Genomic DNA, 600 nt, shown 5'->3' on the forward strand with positions numbered 1-600 from the left:
AAGGATAGTAGCCGCCCTTGTCCCGGTCGGACTTCAGGTGGAAGCAGAGCCCGACATTGACGGTGTCGCCCGGATTATGGCCGATGATGCCGATCGTGTAGGGCTTGCCCGGCGCATGCGACATGGGTGAGGTCACCCCGACGCCCGGTGTCTTGGACAAAGCCTTGATCGAATCGCCGCCAAAGCCGGCGTGGTCATCGAGATAGAGGTCGGCCCGGAGGCCGCGGGGTGTGCAGAAATACTGCACGTCCTCGACATCAAGGCATGGCGGCAGGTTGCCGGGCGGAGGGAAGTCCGGCGGATAGACGGGAGGCAGGAAGCCGCCGGGGATTTCCTCATAATAGCCGGCGCGGCCCTCGCAGGGGCGCCAGACCCTGACGTCGCCGACATGGCCCTGGACGTCAGGGTCTTCGAAATAGCCGTCGAAGTCGACGACCCAGGAGCCGAAGGGCGGCACGTTTACCGGCTTGACCAGCTTGCTTGGCGTGAGCTGGACGCCATGCACGGCAAGCGGCCCGCCGGCGGCGAGGCGCTCGGCAAGCTCCGGATTGTCGCGCAATTTGTCGCCGGTGTTCACGACCGTGTCGGTGCAGACCGAGG

1 pseudogene is annotated in these 600 nt (G+C 65.5%); it reads right to left on the minus strand.

What is annotated here, in order from left to right:
- Positions 1 to 600, minus strand: a pseudogene (locus tag EOA60_RS36250) (hypothetical protein); the annotation flags it as partial.

This window comes from Mesorhizobium sp. M1A.F.Ca.IN.020.06.1.1, assembly GCF_004023265.1.
In the GTDB taxonomy this organism is placed as follows: Bacteria; Pseudomonadota; Alphaproteobacteria; order Rhizobiales; family Rhizobiaceae; genus Mesorhizobium.